Raw genomic sequence first — 529 nt, 5'->3', positions numbered from 1 at the left:
GAAGGCCGCAAACCCTTGATATTTGGCGCTTGGACGAGGTGGTTCGGCAGCGGACCGGCGACGATGTTTCGCGGGATAGCGACCCGGCCGCCGCTCATCTCTTCTGACTGGAGAGTTCGCCGAGAAGCTTGGTCATCTCGTCGTCGAGCGACTGCGGCGCCGCCGGCTTGCCCACCGGGCCGCCCGAACGGGGCTGGTCCAGCGACACTTCGAGCTCCCTCATCAGCGTGTCGTCGATGCTGTCCTGCACCGGCTGCGGTGGTGGCGGGGCGTGCCGGGCGGTGTTGGCATTGGCGGAGCCGTAGGCCGGCAACGGCGTGACATTGGTCGGCTGATAGCTTGCGTTGCCGGCTTCGTTGCAGGTGCCGGCGGCGCTGTTGGACGCGGGCGGGCGGGCGTCGTGTTCACCGGCTGTGGAGCGGGTGCCTGTCTCGCCGGCGGCGGAGCGGGTTGCGGCGGACGTGGCCTTGTTGCTGCCGGGGCCGCGGTGGCCGGGACCGGCTGCAAGCCACCGTCTCCAGTCAATGCC

1 pseudogene is annotated in these 529 nt (G+C 69.8%); it reads right to left on the bottom strand.

Annotation, left to right across the window (positions count from 1 at the left end):
* Positions 1–94: 94 nt before the first annotated feature.
* Positions 95–529: pseudogene (locus EN906_RS36605) on the bottom strand (hypothetical protein); the annotation flags it as partial.

It is taken from the genome of Mesorhizobium sp. M7A.F.Ca.CA.004.06.1.1, assembly GCF_003999135.1.
GTDB lineage: Bacteria > Pseudomonadota > Alphaproteobacteria > Rhizobiales > Rhizobiaceae > Mesorhizobium.
Note: the sequence above shows the minus strand (reverse complement) of the source record. Positions and strands in the feature narration are given on the sequence as shown.